Annotated in this window: 1 protein-coding gene and 1 pseudogene; both read right to left on the bottom strand. The window is 73.3% G+C overall.

Features of this window, described 5'->3' with window-relative positions:
- Positions 1-6 precede the first annotated feature (6 nt).
- Positions 7-4728 (bottom strand): annotated as a pseudogene (locus OG214_RS33880) (type I polyketide synthase); the annotation flags it as partial.
- A gap of 89 nt (positions 4729-4817) precedes the next feature.
- Positions 4818-18791 carry a type I polyketide synthase gene (locus OG214_RS33875; protein ID WP_405986878.1) on the bottom strand — a complete coding sequence of 4658 codons (13974 nt, stop codon included), beginning with the start codon at positions 18789-18791 and terminating at the stop codon, positions 4818-4820.
- Positions 18792-18965 lie beyond the last annotated feature (174 nt).

Here is an 18965-nt window from a genome sequence, read left to right as displayed (position 1 = left end):
GCCGGATCAGCCCGCCGCGCGGCCGAGCTGGGTGTCGATGAAGGCGAAGATCTCGTCCGTCGAGGCGGAGGTGATCAGATCGGGCCGGGGTGCCGTGTCCGCCGTGTCCACGGGCGCGCTCACCTTGGCCAGGAGGGTCTGAAGGCGTACGGAGATACCGGAGCGGGCCTCGTCGTCCTGCGGCAGCTGGGCCAACGACGCCTCGATACGGTCCAGTTCGCCATGGACGGAGCGGGCCGGGTCCATGGCCTCGGGGGCGGCCTCGGCCCGCAGATACGCGGCGAGCGCGGCCGGGGTCGGGTGGTCGAAGACCAGGGTGGCGGGCAGCCGGACACCGGTCGCGGCGCCCAGCCGGTTGCGCAGTTCGACGCCGGTCAGGGAGTCGAAGCCCAGCTCCTGGAAGGGCCGGTCGGGCCCGATCCCGGCGGGACTCGTGTGGCCCAGGACCGCCGCGACCGTCGTGGTGACGGTGTCCAGCAGATACTGCTCCTGCTGGGCCTCCGACAGTTCCGCGAGCCGCTCGCCCAAATCCGGGGCCCCCGCCGCCTCCGCGGTGGTGCCGGCGTCGGCGCCGCCCGGACGTACACCGTCCGTGACCGCCGAGGAGACCATCGGGGAGGCCACCAGCGCGGCCACACCCGAGGCCACTCCCCTGTCGAACAGTGACCGCCCCTCGTCGTCGGTGACGGGCCGGAACCCGTCGCGGGCGAACCTGCTCAGATCCCTCTCGCTCAGATCGGCGTTGAGGCCACGGTTCTGCCACAGACCCCAGGCGAGGGAGGTGGCGGGAAGTCCCAGGGCCGCGCGGTGCTGGGCCAGCGCGTCCAGGAAGGCGTTGGCGGCGGCGTAGTTGGACTGGCCGGGCGCGCCGAAGACTCCGGCCGTGGACGAGAAGAGCACGAACGCCTTCAGATCCAGCTCACGGGTCAGTTCGTGCAGATGCCACGCCGCGCCGGCCTTCGGCCCCAGCACACGGTCGAGCCGCTCGGTGTTCTGCGCGGGAAGCAGTCCGTTGTCGAGGACCGCGGCGGTGTGGACGACCGCGGTGAGAGGCTGCTCGTCCGGTATCCCCGCCAGCACCGCGGCGAGGGCCTCCCGGTCGGAGACATCACAGGCCCCGACCGTGACCGTGGCGCCCAGTCCGGTCAGCTCCGCCACCAACTCGACGGCGCCGTCCGCCCGTTCGCCCTGACGGCTGACCAGGAGGAGATGACGTACCCCTTGGGCGGCCACCAGATGCCGGGCGAACACACCGCCGAGCGCGCCGGTGCCGCCGGTGATCAGCACCGTACCCTCGGGCCCCCACGGCGAGTCGGGGAGTCCGGCCGGTCGGACCGGTCGGACCGGTCCCTCCGGTCCGGTGACAGATCCCGCCGGACCGGTTTCGTGAACGGGCGTCAGTCGCGGTGTCAGTACGGTGCCCTCACGCACCGCCGTCCGCGGCTCCCGGCCGGCCGCGACGGCGGAGAGCGTCGCGTCCGACACGGAGGGCGCGTCGACGAGGACGATACGGCCGGGCGCCTCGGACTGCGCCGAGCGCAGCAGTCCCCAGGCCGCGGCGGCTCCCAGATCCGGTATGCCGTCCCCGTCGGACACGGCGACGGCACCCGAGGTCAGGACTACCAGCCGGGCATCCGCCAGCCGCTCCTCCGCCAGCCATTCCCGTACCAGGTCCAGTGCCCGGCGCGGGCCTTCGGCGGCATCCGCCGAGCCGGACCGTACCGGGAAGGGGACGAGCACGGAGTCGATCCGGGTCCCGGAGGCCACGGCGGCGGCGATCTCGGCGACATGGGCGAACCGGTCCACGCCGGAGAGATTCCCGGCCGTCCCGGCCGCCGCCGGCGCGAGAACCGCCCAGCGCGGCGGCTCCTGCGGTGCCGGTACGGTGGCGGGCTCCCACGCGACACGGAAGAGCGCGTTCCGCGCCCCGGTGGACCCGGGAGCCCCGGGGACCTCCGGCCGCAGCCAGTACCGCTGCTTCTGGAAGGCGTAGGTGGGCAGTTCCGCCCGGCGGGCCCCGGTCCCGGCGAAGAACGCCCGCCAGTCCACCGCGACCCCCCGGCAGTGCAGCGCGGCGAGCGCGGCGACCAGGGCCTCGGGCTCGGGCCGCCCGCCGCGCACGGCGGGCACGGCCGAGGTGACGTCGGGCTGTCCGGCCGACTGCGCGACCAGGGCGCTGAGCACTCCGCCGGGACCCACTTCCAGCAGCGTGGTGACACCGTCGGACTCCAGCGCGCGGACCGCGTCAGCGAATCGGACGGCGTGCCGTACCTGGTCGACCCAGTAGTCCGCGGTCCGCAGATCGTCACCGGAGGCGGTCCGCCCGGTCAGTGTGGAGACGACGGGGATGTCCGGCGCCGCGAACGTGACCTCCTTCGCCACGGTACGGAACTCCTCCAGCATCCCGTCCATGTGCGGCGAGTGGAACGCGTGCGAGACCTTCAGCCGGCTCGTGCGGCGCCCCAGCTCCGCGAAGTGGCCGGCGATCTCCTCCACCGCCGCCTCGTCACCCGAGACCACCACCGACGACGGGCCGTTCACCGCGGCGACGGCGACCTCACCCGTACGTCCCGCCAGCAGCGCGGCCGCCTCCGGCTCCGTCGCGCCCACCGCCACCATCGCACCGCCCCGGGGCAGCGCCTGCATCAGTCCGGCGCGGGCGGCCACCAGCCTCACGGCGTCGCCCAGCCCCAGGACGCCCGCCACATGGGCCGCGGCCAGTTCGCCCACCGAGTGCCCCGCGACCACATCGGGGGTCACCCCCCACGACTCCAGCAGCCGGAACAGCGCCACCTCGAAGGCGAACAGGGCGGGCTGGGTGAAACCGGTCTCCGCGAGCAGCGCGGCCTCGGCCGACCCCTCCACGGCGAACATCACCGGCTTCAACGGGCGTTCGAGATGGGGATCGAAGAGAGCGCACACCTCGTCCAGCGCGTCGGCGAACGCCGGATAGGACTCGTACAGCTCATGCCCCATCCCCGCCCGCTGCGCGCCCTGCCCCGAGAACAGGAAAGCCGTCCTGCCCGACGACCGCACACCGCTCACCACACGGGGAGAGGGCAGGCCCTCCGCCAACGACCGCAGCCCGGCGACCAGACTCTCCTGGTCAGCGCCGACCACCGCCGCCCCGTGGCCGAAGTGCGCGCGCGTCGTCGCGAGCGAGTACGCCAGATCCAGCGCGGACCGGCCGCTCCCCGCCTCGGCCACCGCGAGCAGCTTGCGCGCCTGCCCGGCCAGCGCTTCCGGCGTACGCCCCGACAGCAGCCACGGCACCGCACAGGCCAACGGCTGCCACTCGTCCTCGGGGGTGTCCTCGGACCGGGGCCCGGCCCCGGGTTCGGTCCCGGCTTCGGTCCCGGTCCCGGTCTTCTCCTCCGGCGGGGCCTCCTCGACTATCACATGGGCGTTGGTGCCGCCGAAGCCGAAGGAGGAGACGGCGGCACGACGGGGACGGTCCACCTCGGGCCAGTCGACCTGCTCCGTCAGCAGCTCGACCGCGCCGGAGTCCCAGTCCACGAACGGCGACGGCTCGTCCACATGCAGTGTCTTCGGCAGCACACCATGACGCATCGCCTGCACCATCTTGATCACACCACCCACACCGGCGGCGGCCTGAGCATGACCGATGTTCGACTTCAACGACCCCAGCAGCAACGGACGTTCACGATCCTGCCCGTAGGTGGCCAGCAGCGCCTGCGCCTCGATGGGATCACCAAGACGGGTCCCCGTACCATGCGCCTCCACCGCGTCCACCTCGGACGTCGTCAGACCCGCACTCGCCAACGCCTGCCGGATCACCCGCTCCTGAGCCGGACCGTTCGGCGCCGTCAGACCATTACTCGCACCATCCTGATTGACAGCCGAACCCCTCAGCACCGCGAGGACCTGATGACCGTTACGACGGGCGTCCGAGAGCCGCTCCACCAGCAGCAGACCCACACCCTCCGCCCACCCCGTCCCGTCCGCCTCCGCCGAGAACGACTTGCACCGCCCATCCGCGGCAAGACCGCGCAACCGGGAGAACTCGACGAACGCGACCGGGGTGGACATCACGGTGACACCGCCGGCCAGGGCGAGATCACACTCACCCGAACGCAGCGCGCTCGCCGCCAGATGCAACGCCACCAACGACGACGAACACGCCGTGTCCACCGTCACCGCCGGACCCTCGAACCCATACGTGTACGACAACCGGCCGGAGGCGATACTGCCCGCGCTGCCGCTGAACAGATAGCCCTCGAAGTCCTCCGGAGGCAGATGGGGCCGTGAACCGTAGTCGTTGTACATCACCCCGGTGAACACACCGGTACGGGAGCCCCGCAGCCCCGCCGGGTCCACACCGGCGCGCTCGAACGTCTCCCACGCGGTCTCCAGCAGCAGACGCTGCTGCGGGTCGACCGCGATCGCCTCGCGGGGGGACATGCCGAAGAACTCAGGGTCGAAGCGGTCCGCGTCGTGCAGGAAGCCGCCCTCGCGGCTGTAGGACGTGCCGGTCCGCCCGGGATCCGGGTCGTACAGCCCGTCCAGATCCCAGCCCCGGTCGGCCGGGAACCCGCCGACGGCGTCCGTGCCTTCCGACACCAGCCGCCACAGATCCTCCGGAGACGCGACCCCGCCCGGATAGCGGCACGCCATCCCGACGATCGCGATCGGCTCCCGCTGCCGGTCCTCGACCTCACGCAGCTTCCTGCGCGCGTCGCGGGCGTCCGCGATGGCCTTCTTGAGGTAGTCGCGCAGCTTCCCCTCGTCCGCCATGGTTCTCAACTCCCAGATGTGGTGTGGTCGATGGCCTCTGATACGCCGGAACCGCCGCGCGCTCAGTCGAGTTCGTCGACAAGGGCGAACAGCTCCTCGTCGGAGGCGGACTCAAGGCTGTCGTCGTCCTTGTCCTTGTCCTCCTCGCCGGAGGCCCTGGTGCCGCCGCTCGCCAGATCCGCCGCGTCGAGCAGTTCACGCAACTGGGCGGTGATCCGGTGGTACGCGCCGGCGTCCGAGGCGGACCGCTCGATCGCCGACCTGAGCCGGGACAGCTCGGCCAGCACGGGCTCGCCGGGCGCGGTGTCCACGACGAGCTGCCCGAGGAGATGGGCGGCGAGCGCCGCCGGGGTGGGGTGGTCGAAGACCGTCGTGGTGGGCAGCCGCAGTCCGGTCGCGGCGCCGAGCTGGTTGCGCAGTTCGACCGCGGTCAGCGAGTCGAAGCCGAGTTCCAGGAAGGCACGGCCGGGGTCGATCGCGTCCTGGTCGGCGTGGCCCAGTACGGCGGCCACCCTGCCGCACACCAGGGCGGTGAGCATCCGTTCGCGTTCGGCCGGGGGCAGTACGGCGAGCCGCTCCGCGAGGCCGGTCCCGTCCCCCTCGTCCGCCGCCACCGCCACCGCGCGCTTGGGCGCGGCCGGCACCAGCCCCCGCAGCAGCGCGGGGACCGGGGTGCCGGACGCCCGCAGCGCGGCGGCGTCCAGACGGGTGACGGCGAGCACCGCCTCGCCGGTGGCGGGCGCGGCGTCGAAGAGGTCCATGGCCTCGCCGCTCGCCAGCGGCAGCAGTCCGGAACGCGCCAGACGGCGCAGATCCGCGTCGGCGAGATGGCCGGCGATGGAGCCGGTCTCGCCCCACAGTCCCCAGGCGAGCGAGACGCCCGGCAGTCCCTGGGCCCTGCGGTGCGCGGCCAGGGCATCGAGGAAGGTGTTCCCGGCGGCGTAGTTCGCCTGTCCGGCGGTGCCGAGCAGACCCGCGACGGAGGAGTAGAGGACAAAGGCCGTGAGACCCATGTCCCGGGTCAGCTCGTGCAGATGCCAGGCCGCGTCGACCTTGGGCCGCAGTACGGTGTCCAGCCGCTCCTGGGTCAGCCCCTCGACGGGGACGTCGTCCAGCACACCCGCCGTGTGCACCACGGCGGTCAGCGGGTCCTCCGGCGAGAAGCGCCCCAGCAGCTCCGCCATCGCGTCACGATCGGTCACATCGGCCGCGGCGACGGTGACCTCGGCCCCCAGCTCTCGCAGTTCGCGGGTGAGTTCCCCGGCGCCCGGCGCGTCAGGGCCCCGACGGCTCACCAGCAGCAGCCGTCCGGCCCCGTGCGACACCACCAGATGCCGGGCCGCGATGGCGCCCAGCGCACCGGTGGCACCGGTGATCAGCACCGTTCCGTGGTCCCACCGCGGTGTGTTCTCCGGCGCGCTGCCGGCCTCCGATGCGCTGTCGGCCTCCGGCGCGGGCCGGGTACGGGCCAGCCGTGGCACGAGCGGAGTGCCGCCGCGCACCGCCAGCTGGGGTTCACCGCTCCGCGCGGCCCGTGCGAGAAGGCCGGCCGGTACGCCGCCGCTCTCGCCGTCGATCAGAACCACGCGGCCGGGGTTCTCGGTCTGCGCGGAGCGCAGCAGGCCCCACACCGGGGCGTGGACGAGATCGGTCACGTCCTCCCCCGGCCCGGCGGCGACGGCGCCCCGGGTGACCACGACCAGCCGGGTGCCGGCGAGCCGTTCGTCGGCAAGCAGTGACTGGACGTCCGTCAGTACACGGAGCGTTCCGGTCCGGACCAGCTCCGGCAGTTCCCCGCCGCCGGCCGGTCCTGGACGGCAGGGGATCACCAGGAAGGACGGTGCCCGCACGCCTTCGTCGAGCGCGCGGATGACGGCCTCGCCGTCGCCGTACGACCGTACCGGTACCTCGGAAAGCCCGAGTCCGCCGGATCCGCCGTCACCGAGCACGGCCCAGTCGCCGGGCTCCGCGCTGGTCCGCGCGTCCCGCAGCGGGGTCCAGTCGACCCGGAGCAGGGCGTCCCCCGTACCGGCCGCCGCCGCGCGCAGCGCCTCGGCCGACAGCGGCCGCAGCGTGAGCGCGCCGACGGTGGCGACCGGTGCGCCGGTGCCGTCGGCCACGGTCAGCCGGACCACGGGCGATTCGGGGTCGGTGCCGTGGAAGGCGAGCCGGACGCGCAGGGACGCGGCGCCGGAGGCCCGTACGGTGACGTCGGACCAGGAGAAGGGCAGCCACGATCCGCCGTCGTCCCCGGCGACACCGGGCAGCAGGGGGTGGAGCGCGGCGTCGAGCAGCGCCGGGTGGACGGTGAACCGGCCCGCTTCGGAGCGCTGGTCGTCGCCGAGGGCGACCTCCGCGTAGAGAGCGCCGTCCGCCGTCCACAGCCGGCGCAGATTCCGGAACGCGGGGCCGTACGCGTACAGCCGTTCCGTGAGCCGCTCGTAGACCCCGGTCAGATCGGTCTCGACGGCGCCGGCCGGCGGCCAGACCGTCAGGTCGTCGGCCGGGGAGTGGTGGGCCGTCGCACCGTCGGCCGTGCCGAGGATGCCATGCGCGTGCAGTGTCCACTCGCCCGCGTCCTCGCCGGCACCGCCGTCGGAGCGCGAGTAGATCTGTACGGTACGGCCACCGGCGCCGTCGGCGGCTCCCGCGACGAGCTGCAACTGGACGCCGCCCCGCTCCGGCAGCACCAGGGGCGCGGCCAGGGTCAGTTCGTCGACACCCGTGGCGCCGATCTGCTCACCGGCCCGCAGGGCGAGTTCCAGCAGACCGGTGCCGGGCACCAGGACCGTGCCGCCGACGGCGTGATCGGTCAGCCAGGGATGGGTGTGCCGGGACAGCCGGCCGGTGACGATGTGCTCGTCGCGGTCCGCGAGGGCGACCGCCGCGCCGAGCAGCGGATGTCCGGTGGCGGTCAGGCCCAGTCCGGCGGCGTCACCGGCGCGGGCCGGGTCCTCCAGCCAGTAGCGCTGCCGCTGGAAGGCGTATCCGGGCAGCGGGACCGTACGGGCGCCGGGGAACACGGCGTCCCAGCGCACCTCCGCGCCGCGTGCGGCCAGCAGACCGAGGGCGGAGGCGAAGGCCCGGTCCTCGGGCCTGCCCCGGCGCAGTGCCGGGGTGAGCGCGCCCGCGTCGGTGGTCAGGGACTCCTGGACCAGCGCGGTCAGCACACCGTCCGGGCCCAGCTCCAGCCACTCGGTGACGCCTTCGGCGGCCAGCAGCCGTACGCCGTCGAGGAATCGGACCGGCTGCCGGATGTGCCGCGCCCAGTAGTCGGGCGCGGTGAGCTGCTCGGGCGTGGCGAGCCCGCCGGTGACATTGGAGACCACCGGTATGCGCGGCGGATGGAAGGTGAGGCCCTCGGCGACCGTCCGGAACTCGTCGAGGACATCGTCCATGTGCGGCGAGTGGAAGGCGTGGCTGACCGGCAGCCGCTTGGTCCGGCTGCCCTTCTCGCGCCAGAGCGCGACGATCGCCTCGACCGCGGACTCGTCACCGGAGATCACGGTGGAGCGGGGGCCGTTGACCCCGGCGACCGTCACCGTGTCGCCGTATCCGGCGAGGGTGGCGCGCACCTCGTCCTCCGGTGCCTCCAGCGCCGCCATGGCACCGCCTTCACGCGCGGCCTGCATCAGTCGTCCGCGCTCGCTGACCAGGACACAGGCGTCCGGCAGGTCGAGGACTCCGGCCAGATGCGCGGCGGTCAGCTCGCCGATGGAGTGGCCGAGCAGGAAGTCCGGGGTGAGGCCGTGGTGCTCGGCCAGCCGGAACAGCGCGGTCTCCAGTGCGAACAGGGCGGCCTGGGTGAACGCCGTCTGGTCGAGCAGGGCCGAGTCGGCGGACTCTTCGGGGGCGAAGAGCACGCTCTTCAGCGGGCGGTCGAGTACGCGGTCGAGATGGGCGCAGACCTCGTCGAACGCGGCGGCGAACACGGGCGAGGACTCGTACAGCCCACGGCCCATCCCGAGGCGCTGGGAGCCCTGGCCGGTGAACAGGAACGCGGTCTTCCCGCGGCGCCCCGGGCCGGCGTGGACGACGGCGGGCGAGGGATCCCCCTCGGACAGCGCGCTCAGGGCGTGGCGGAGTTCGTCGCGCTCCTCGGCCATGACGGCGGCGGCGTCGCCGTGCAGGGCACGGGTGGTGGCCAGCGACCGGCCGATGTCGTCGATGGTCAGCTCCGGGTGGGCGTCGACGTACTCGACGAGCCGTGCCGCCTGGGCGCGCAGTGCCGCCTCACCACGGGCGGAGACCAGGAAGGGCGCGATCGACAGCGCGGGCGCCTGCGCGGCGTCCGGCTGTTCGGCGGCGGTTCCCGCGTCGTGCTCGACGCCTGGCTCGACGCCCAGTTCAACGCCTTGCTCGACGCCCTGTTCGATGATGACGTGGGCGTTGGTGCCGCTGATCCCGAAGGAGGAGACGGCGGCGCGACGGGGACGGTCCACCTCGGGCCAGTCGACCTGCTCCGTCAGCAGTTCCACCGCGCCGGAGTCCCAGTCCACGAACGGCGACGGGACATCCGCATGCAGTGTCTTCGGCAGCACACCATGACGCATCGCCTGCACCATCTTGATCACACCACCCACACCAGCGGCAGCCTGAGCATGCCCGATGTTCGACTTCAACGACCCCAGCAGCAAAGGACGTTCACGATCCTGCCCATACGTCGCCAGCAGCGCCTGCGCCTCGATGGGATCACCAAGACGGGTCCCCGTACCATGCGCCTCCACCGCGTCCACCTCGGACGTCGTCAGACCCGCACTCGCCAACGCCTGCCGGATCACCCGCTCCTGCGCCGGACCGTTCGGCGCCGTCAGACCATTGCTCGCACCATCCTGATTGACGGCCGACCCCCTCAACACCGCGAGGACCTGATGGCCGTTGCGACGGGCGTCCGAGAGCCGCTCCACCAGCAGCAGACCCACACCCTCCGCCCACCCCGTCCCGTCCGCCTCCGCCGAGAACGACTTGCACCGCCCGTCGGCCGAGAGTCCGCGCTGCCGGGAGAATTCGACGAAGACACTGGGACCCGCCATCACGGTGACACCGCCCGCGAGGGCGAGATCACACTCACCCGAACGCAGCGCGCTCGCCGCCAGATGCAACGCCACCAACGACGACGAACACGCCGTGTCCACCGTCACCGCCGGACCCTCGAACCCGTACGTGTACGACAACCGGCCGGACACGACACTGGAGAGATTGCCGGCCAGCAGGAAGCCCTCGTACTCCTCGGGGCTCGCGGACAGACGGGACGCGTAGTCGTCGTACATGGCTCCGGTGAACACACCGGTACGGGAACCGCGCAGCCCGGCCGGGTCCAGACCGGCGCTCTCCATCGTCTCCCACGCGGTCTCCAGCAGCAGCCGGTGCTGCGGGTCGATCGCGGTCGCCTCGCGGGGCGGGATCCCGAAGAACTCACGGTCGAACTGGTCGGCGTCGTGCAGGAATCCGCCGTGCCGCACATAGGACGTGCCGGTCCGCGCGGGATCCGGGTCGTACAGCGCGTCCAGGTCCCAGCCCCGGTTGACCGGGAACTCGCTGACCGCGTCGGTGCCTTCCGACACCAGCCGCCACAGGTCCTCCGGGGAGGCGACCCCGCCCGGATAGCGGCACGCCATCCCGACGATCGCGATCGGCTCGTCGGCGGCGAGGGCGGTGACCGCGGCGCGGGCCGCGGGAACGCCGGACAGGGGCCGGATGTCCGAGACCCGGGAGAGGATGTGGTCCGCCAGCGCCTGTGCCGACGGATGGTCGAAGACGGCCGTGGTGGGCAGCCGCAGTCCGGTCGTGGCGTTGAGACGGTTGCGCAGTTCCACCCCGGCGAGCGAGTCGAACCCGATCTCCTTGAAGGCGCGGCGCGGGTCGAGCGCGGTGGCGTCGGCATGGCCGAGGACGGCCGCGACGGTGCCGCGCACCAGTTCCTGTACGGTCTCGCGGCGCCGGTCCTCGGGGAGCGCGGCGGTCCGCTCGGCCCAGCCGGTCCCTCCGGTTCCCACGGTGCGTGCGGCGGCGCGGCGCGGGCGCGCCCTGCCGGGTCCGCGCAGCAGAGCCGGGGGCTCGTCGGTGAGGGCGCGCAGGGCGGACGGATCGAGTTCCACGGGGACGCGCAGCGCGGGCCCCTCGGTGAGTGCCCGGTCGAACAGGGCGAGTCCCCGCTCGGGTGTGAGCGGTGTGATGCCCATCCGGCTCCAGCGGGCGAGGTCCGCCTCGCCGAGCGTGCCGCCCATGCCGTGGGTGCCGTCCCACAGTCCCCAGGCGAGCGAGACGCCCGGCAGTCCCAGGGCCTGGCGATGGGCCGCCAGGGCGTCCAGATAGGAGTTGCCCGCGGCGTAGTTGGCCTGTCCCGCGGTGCCGAGCAGACCGGAGACGGAGGAGAAGAGCACGAAGGCGGTGAGGTCCATGTCCCGGGTGAGATCGTGCAGATGCCAGGCCGCGTCGGCCTTGGGCCGCATGACGGCGCTCAGCCGTTCCGGGGTCAGGGCCCCGATGGTGGCGTCGTCGAGCACACCCGCCGTATGCACCACGGCGGTCAGCGGGTCCTCCGGCGAGAAGCGTGCCAGGAGTTCCGCCGTGGCGGCGCGGTCCGCGACATCGCACGCGGCCACGCGCGCGTCGGCCCCCGACGCGGCCAGCTCTGCGATGAGTTCGCCGACGCCCGGTGCGTCCGGGCCCCGACGGCTGACCAGCAACAGACGCCGTACGCCGTGCGACTCGACCAGATGCCGGGCGAACAGGGCGCCGAGTCCCCCCGTACCACCGGTGATCAGTACGGTGCCCGCCGGATCGAACGCCGTCACGGTGTCCTGGGCACCGCGGCGGCTCGCCCGTACCAGCCGGGGAGCCGTCATCCGGCCGCCGCGCAGGGCGAGTTGCGGCTCGCCCGTGGCCAGGACGGCGGTCAGCAGCGTCTCCGTCTCCGGACGGTCGACGTCGACGTCCATGTCCATGTCCACGTCGACGTCCACGAGGACCAGACGGCCGGGGTGCTCCGACTGTGCCGCGCGGACCAGGCCCCATACGGGGGCGCTCGCCAGCGCGGTGACGCTCTCGCCGGGGCCGGCCGCGACGGCGCCCCGGGTGAGGAGCAGCAACCGGGCGTCGTCGTACCGTTCGTCGGCGAGGAACCGCTGGATCAGGCGCAGCGCGCCCGCCGCCGTCTCATGGGCGGCGGCGACCTCGTCCTCTCCGGACCCTTCGGTGCGGAGCCGGTCGACCCGTACGAGGACGACATCGGGGGCGACCGTCTCACCGGCGCCCTCCGTGCCTTGCGCGTCTTCGGTGCCGTCAGTGCCCTCCGCCCCTTCCGCGCCGGGCAGTTCACCGTCGAGCGACTCCGCGATCCGGAGCGCGCCCGGGGCCGTGGCGGGTACCGGGACGGCCGTCCACTCCACGTCGTGAAGAGCGTCGGGACCGCCGTCGGCGGGGGCGAGCTGATCCCGTGCGACCGGCCGCAGGACCAGGGACTCGACGGCGACGACGTGCTGGCCCGTGGCGTCGGCGGCGGTCAGCGAGAAGGTGTCGGGGCCGGTGGGAGAGATACGTACCCGCAGGGCGGTGGCCCCGGTGGCGTGCAGGACGGTGTCGGTCCAGGAGAACGGCAGCCGGATCGAGCCGGCCGCCTCGCTGCCCGCCAGTTCGGCGGCGTGCAGCACCAGCGGGTGGAGGACCGCGTCGAGCAGCGCCGGATGGATTCCGTAGCGGGCGGCGTCCGTGTGGTGCTCCTCGGGGAGGGACACCTCGGCGTACAGGTCCTCTCCCCGGCGCCAGAGGGCCGTGAGTGCCTGGAAGGCGGGCCCGTACTGGTAGCCGAGTTCCGCGAGGCGGTCGTAGACCCCGTCGAGCGGCCGCGCCGTGGCTCCCTCGGGCGGCCACACCAGCGCTTCTTCAGCGGCGGGAGCCCCCGCCCGGCCCAGGACACCCGAGACATGGCGGGTCCAGGGATGTGGATCGTCGGCCGCGCCGTCGCGGCGGGCGTGGATGCCGAAGGGCCGGGCGCCGGAGGCGTCGGGGGCGTCCACGGAGACCTGGACCCGCGTCGCGCCGTGTCCGGGCAGTGTCAGCGGCGACTCCAGGGTGAGTTCCTCCACCCGCTCGGCGCCGAGGAGTCCGCCCGCGGTCAGGGCGAGTTCCAGGAAGGCGGTGCCGGGCACCAGGACCGTGCCGTCGATGGCGTGATCGGCCAGCCAGGGGTGGCTGCCGGTACCGAGACGGCCGGTGAGCACATGGTCCTCGCGTCCCGCCAGCTCCACCGTGGTGGACAGCAGCGGATGGTCCGCGGGGTCGAGGCCGAGCCCCCTGGCGTCGGTGGCGGTGCCGCCCGCGAGCCAGTAGTGCTCGCGCTGGAAGGCGTAGGTCGGCAGATCGACGCGGCGGGCGCGCGGGAAGAAGGAGGCGGCGTCGAGGGACGCGCCCCGGGTGAGGGCGGTCGCGAGACCCGCGGCCAGTGTCTCCGGCTCGGGCCGTCCGGCCCGCAGGAGGGGCACGGCGGCCGGGTCGCCGGTGAGGGAGTCGCGCACCATGGAGGTCAGTACGGCGTCGGGGCCCACCTCCACGAAGACGGTGACGCCCTGTCGCTCCAGGGTGCGGGCCGCGTCCAGGAAGCGGACCGTACCGCGTATCTGCCCGGTCCAGTAGCCGGGCGAGGTGAGGGCGGCGGCCTCGGCGATCTCACCGGTGACGGTGGAGACGACCGGAATGGCGGGGGCGTGGAAGGTGAGGCCCTCGGCGACCGCCCTGAACTCGTCCAGGACATCGTCCATGTGCGGTGAGTGGAAGGCATGGCTGACCTGGAGCCTGCGGGTCCTGCGGCCCAGCGCCCGCAGGCGCTCCGCGACCCGTTCGGCCGCGTCCTCGTCGCCGGAGATCACCAGGGAGGTGGGACCGTTGACGGCGGCGACGGAGAGCAGGCCGGGTTCTTCCGCGAGGTCGGCGGCGAGTTCGGCCTCCTCGGCCTCGACCGCGATCATGGCACCGCCGGAGCGCGCCGACTCCATCAGCCGGCCCCGGGCCGCGACGAGCAGGGCCGCGTCGTCGAGCGAGAGCACTCCCGCCGCATGGGCGGCGGTCAGCTCACCGATCGAGTGTCCGGCGAGCAGGGCGGGGGTGAGTCCATGGTGTGCCAGCAGCCGGAACAGCGCCGTCTCCACGGCGAACAGGGCCGGCTGGGTGTACGCGGTCCGGTGCAGCAGCGCCCCGTCCGCGCTGTCGGCGGGGGCGAACAGCACATCGCGCAGGGGCCGTCCGAGATGCGGGTCCAGCGCCGCGCAGACCTCGTCGAGGGCGGCGGCGAACACCGGTGACGCGCCGTGGAGTTCCCTGCCCATACCGGCGCGCTGCGCGCCCTGTCCGGTGAACAGGAACGCGGTACGGCCGGCGCCCGAGACGCTTCCTGTCACCAGATGGGGAACGTCGGCGCCCTGTGCCAGGGCATCGAGACCCGCCAGGAACATGCCACTCGTGGTGCCGAGGATCACGGCCCGCTGATCGAGGGCGGTACGGGTGGTGGCGAGGGAGAGACCGATGTCCGCGGGACGGGCGCCGGTGCCGGCGATGTGCTCCCGCAGCCGGGCGGCCTGGGCGCGCAGCGCCGTCCCGTCCCGCGCGGTGATCAGCCAGGGGGCCGGGACCGCCGGCGCGGAAGGCTCCGGTGCCACCGGTTCGTCCACCGGCTCGCCCGCCCGCTCCTCCACCGGCTCGTCCGCCGGCTCGTATTCGAGGACGACATGGGCGTTGGTGCCGCTGATCCCGAAGGAGGAGACGGCGGCGCGGCGCGGACGGTCCACCTCGGGCCACTCCGCCTGCTCCGTCAGCAGTTCCACGGCGCCGGAGTCCCAGTCCACGAACGGCGACGGCTCGTCCACATGCAGTGTCTTCGGCAGCACACCATGCCGCATCGCCTGCACCATCTTGATCACACCACCCACACCGGCAGCCGCCTGGGCGTGACCGATGTTCGACTTCAACGACCCCAGCAGCAGGGGATGTTCACGGTCCTGCCCATAGGTGGCGATGACCGATTCGGCCTCGATGGGGTCGCCGAGGCGCGTTCCGGTGCCATGTGCCTCGACCGCGTCGACCTCGGCCGGACCGAGTCCCGCGTCGGTCAGGGCCTGGCGGATGACACGCTGCTGGGAGGGGCCGCTGGGCGCGGTGAGTCCGTTGCTCGCGCCGTCCTGGTTGACCGCCGAGCCCCGGATCACGGCCAGCACCTGGTGTCCGTTGCGACGGGCGTCCGAGAGCCGCTCCACCACCAGCAGACCGACACCCTCCGCCCACGAGGTGCCGTCGGCACCCGCCGCGAAGGACTTGGAGCGTCCGTCGGACGCGAGTCCGCGCTGCCGGGAGAACTCCACGAACATGCCGGGCGCCGACATCACGGTGGCGCCGCCGGCCAGGGCCAGCGTGGTCTCCCCCGAGCGCAGCGACCGTACCGCCAGATGCAACGCCACCAGCGACGACGAGCACGCCGTGTCCACGGTCACCGCGGGCCCGACGAGTCCGAGCTGATAGGCGATACGGCCGGACATCACACTCGGTGTGGTGCCGGTCAGCAGATGGCCCTCCACACTGTCGGGGGCCTCGTGCATACGCGGTCCGTAGTCGAGCGCCGTGGCGCCGACGAACACACCGGTACGGCTGCCCCTGAGCGTGCCGGCGTCCAGCCCGGCCCGCTCCACGGCCTCCCAGGCGGTCTCCAGCAGCAGTCTCTGCTGGGGATCCATGGCCAGCGCCTCGCGCGGGGAGATCCCGAAGAGGGTGTTGTCGAACCGGGCGGCGTCATGCAGGAACCCGCCCTCGCGCACGGAACTCCTGCCGCTCTTCGACGGATCGCGGTCGAAGAGTTCCTCGTCCCAGCCCCGGTCGGTGGGAAAGCCCGAGATCGCGTCGCCGCCCGCGGCGACCAGCCGCCACAGGTCCTCGGGCGAGGCGACCCCGCCCGGGTAGCGGCAGGCCATGCCCACGATGGCGATGGGTTCATGGGCGGCCTCGGCGTCGGGCAGTCCGTCGTCCGCGCTCCCGTCCGGCCCCGCGGCCAGTGTGCGCAGATGGTCGATGAGCGCGCTGGGCGTGGGCCGGTCGAAGAGGAGTCCGCTCGGCAGCCGCAGCCCGGTGGCGGCGGACAGCGCGTCGCGCAGCTCGACCGACATCAGCGAGTCGAAGCCCAGGTCCTTGAAGCTGGTGTGCGGTTCGACGCGGCGGTCACCGGAGTACTCCAGTACGGAGGCGATGTGCGCGGTGACGAGTCCGGCGAGGTCGGCCGTGGCCCCGGCCGTGACCGTGGCCGCCGCCGGTGACACGGGTGTGTCCGTGTCCGCCGGAGGCCGCGTGGGTGCGGCGCCCGGGGAGAGCTCCGCGGCGCGGGCCGTGCCGGAGATCCAGTACGGCTCGCGCTGGAAGGCGTACGTGGGCAGCGGCACCCTGCGGGCCCCCTCCCCCGCGTACACCGCTGCCCAGTCCACGTCCGTGCCGCGGACGAAGACGGTGGCGAGGGCTGTGAGCAGTCCGCGCGGCTCGGGGCGGCCGGACCGCAGCGCGGCCACCGCGGCCGTGGTGTCCGCGTCGCCCAGGCACTCGACGGCCATCGCCGTGCAGACGCCGTCGGGGCCGAGTTCCAGGAAGGTCGTGACACCGGCGGCCTCCAGGGCGCGTACGGCGTCCAGGAACCGTACGGGGCGGCGCACCTGTTCCACCCAGTACTCGGGCGAGGACCACTCCCCGGGTGTGACGGGCCGCCCGGTCACGGTGGAGATGGCGGGCACACGCGGCTCGTGGAAGGTGAGTCCCCCGACGACCTGGCGGAAGTCGTCCAGCATGGGGTCCATCAGCGGTGAGTGGAAGGCGTGCGAGACCGTCAGCCTGCGGATGCTCCTGCCCTGGTCGCACAGGCGCCCGGTGATCCGGTCCACCGCGTCGCCGTCTCCCGAGACGACCGTCGACAGCGGTCCGTTGACGGCGGCGATCGCGGCCAGCGGCTCGTCGGCGAGCAGCGGCAGCACCTCGTCCTCGGTGGCCCGTACGGCGGCCATGACACCACCGGCCGGGAGGGCCTGCATCAGCCGGCCCCGGGCGGCCACCAGGCGCGCGGCGTCCGCGAGCGAGAGCACTCCGGCGACATGGGCGGCGGCGATCTCCCCGACGGAGTGCCCGACCACATACCCGGGGACGATGCCCCAGGAGGCGACGAGGCGGTACAGCGCCACCTCCACGGCGAAGATCGCGGGCTGGGTGAAGCCCGTCTCGTCCAGCCCGTCGCCGGACTCGATGATCTCGCTCAGCGGGCGGTCGAGCAGCGAGTCGAGATGACCGCACACCTCGTCGAACGCCTCGGCGAACACCGGGAAGGCACGGCGCAGTTCCATGCCCATACCGACGCGCTGGGCACCCTGGCCCGTGAAGAGCAGGGCGGGTGCTCCGGAGCGCGCCGCACCGGTGACGGCGCCGGGGGCGGGCGCTCCCTGGGCCACCGCCGCGAGTCCGTCCAGCAGCGCGGTACGGCTGTCGGCGAGGACGACCGCGCGGTGGTCGAAGACGGTGCGGTGCGCGGCGAGGGAGAGGCCCACATCCGCCGGGTCGAGTGTCGCGTCCGCGGCGACGGCCGCGTGCAGCCGTCCGGCCTGGCCGCGCAGCGCGGCGGTGCCACGGCCGGATATCACCCAGGGGGTGAGGGCGGGGGTGTCCCCGGGCTCCGGGCGGGGGGCCGGGGCGGGTGCGCGGTGCTCGGCGAGTACGACATGCGCGTTGGTGCCGCCCATGCCGAAGGAGGACACACCGGCCAGCAGCGGTCGGCCGGGCTCCGGCCACGGGGACAGTTCGCTCTGCACCGCGAGGCCGAGCGAGGCCAGCGGGATGGCGGGACTGGCCGTCTCGAAGTTGAGGCTGGCGGGGAGCCGGCGGTGGCTCAGTGCCAGCAGCGCCTTGATCAGGCCGGTGATCCCGGCGGCCCCTTCGAGATGCCCGACATTGGTCTTCGCCGAGCCGACCCGCAGGGCCCGCTCGGGGGTGCGGCCGGCGCCGAGGACCGCGCCGAGCGCCGCGGCCTCGATCGGGTCCCCGACGGGCGTGCCGGTGCCGTGCAGCTCCACGTACTGGACCGCCGCGGGGTCGACGCCGGCCTTCTCGTACGCCTCGCGCAGCACCCGCTCCTGGGACGCGCGGCCGGGGACGGTCAGACCGGGTGTGGCACCGTCGTTGTTGACGGCGCTGCCGCGGATCACGCCGTAGACGTGGTCGCCGTCCGCGACCGCCTGGGCGAGCGGCTTGAGGATGACGGCGCCGCCGCCCTCACCGCGTACGAATCCGTTGGCGCGGGCGTCGAAGGTGTAGGACGTGCCGTCGGGCGACAGGCCGCCGAACCGCTCCTCGGTGATCGCGCTCTCGGCCAGGATGTTGAGATTGACACCGGCCACGACGGCCGCCTCGGACTCGCCCGAACGCAGCGACTCGCAGGCGAGGTGCACGGCGACGAGCGAGGAGGACTGGGCCGAGTCGACGGTGAGACTGGGGCCGCGCAGACCCAGGTGGTAGGACACCCGGTTCGCGATGACGCCCCGGTTGACACCCGCCATGGTGTGCTGGGTGATCGCCTGGGCACCGTACTGGTAGAGGAGCGCGGCGTAGTCGTCGCGCAGGGTGCCGACGAAGACGGCGGTACGGGTGTCGCGCAGCGTGGCCGGCACGATACCGGCGTCCTCCAGGGCCTCCCAGGCCAGTTCCAGCACCAGCCTCTGCTGCGGGTCCATGGTGACGGCCTCGCGGGGCGAGATACCGAAGAAGGCGGCGTCGAAGGTGTCCACGCGGTCCAGGAACCCGCCCCGGCGCATCCCCGGGTCGGTCTCCTCGGCGGCGGTGTGTCCGGTCGCGGTCAGCCAGCGGCCCTCGGGTACGCCGGTGACGGCGCTCGTTCCGGTACGGAGCAGCTCCCAGAAGTCCGAGGGGCTCGGCGCGCCCGGAAGCCGACAGGAGAGTCCGACGACCGCGACGGCCTCGTTGTTCCCCCCACGTGCCGCGGGTGTCTCAAGGTGGTGCTGGTTCGTCATCGCGCTCGACTACCCTTCCGGCTGAATTAACCGACAACCCAAAGCATTGAGGCAATCCTGTGACGTGATCGTAGGCAGTCGCCCTCTCCGGAAACTCAACGCACGGCCTTGATCGGGTAATTCGGCGGCGAAGCGGCGGGAGAGCACCGTATTACCCGGCGGTGCCCGGGATGT

The sequence above is a fragment of the Streptomyces sp. NBC_00872 genome (genome assembly GCF_045161915.1).
Taxonomy (GTDB): Bacteria; Actinomycetota; Actinomycetes; order Streptomycetales; family Streptomycetaceae; genus Streptomyces.
Note: the sequence above shows the minus strand (reverse complement) of the source record. Positions and strands in the feature narration are given on the sequence as shown.

Bases quoted from the DNA above. Each gene is read 5' to 3' on its own strand.
- OG214_RS33875 (WP_405986878.1), bottom strand. From the start codon at position 18,791: ATGACGAACCAGCACCACCTTGAGACACCCGCGGCACGTGGGGGGAAC.